Raw genomic sequence first — 233 nt, 5'->3', positions numbered from 1 at the left:
GTGCGGAGCGGTAGTTCAGTTGGTTAGAATACCGGCCTGTCACGCCGGGGGTCGCGGGTTCGAGTCCCGTCCGCTCCGCCACTTATTTCAAAGACCTCGCTTTTGCGAGGTTTTTTTGAATCTACAATGTGATAAACTGTAGTTTCTACAGGGGTGTAGCTCCAATTGGCAGAGCAGCGGATTCCAAATCCGCGTGTTGGGAGTTCGAATCTCTCCACCCCTGCCATATTTAA

The 233-nt window shown here is 51.9% G+C and carries 2 tRNA genes; both read left to right on the top strand.

Annotation, left to right across the window (positions count from 1 at the left end):
• The first annotated feature begins 4 nt into the window (after positions 1-4).
• A tRNA-Asp gene (locus tag VJL_RS27355) sits at positions 5-81 on the top strand.
• 68 nt (positions 82-149) lie between these two features.
• A tRNA-Trp gene (locus VJL_RS27350) sits at positions 150-226 on the top strand.
• Positions 227-233 lie beyond the last annotated feature (7 nt).

It is taken from the genome of Vibrio jasicida CAIM 1864 = LMG 25398 (assembly GCF_000400365.1).
GTDB classification, from domain to species: domain Bacteria; phylum Pseudomonadota; class Gammaproteobacteria; order Enterobacterales; family Vibrionaceae; genus Vibrio; species Vibrio jasicida.
Note: the sequence above shows the minus strand (reverse complement) of the source record. Positions and strands in the feature narration are given on the sequence as shown.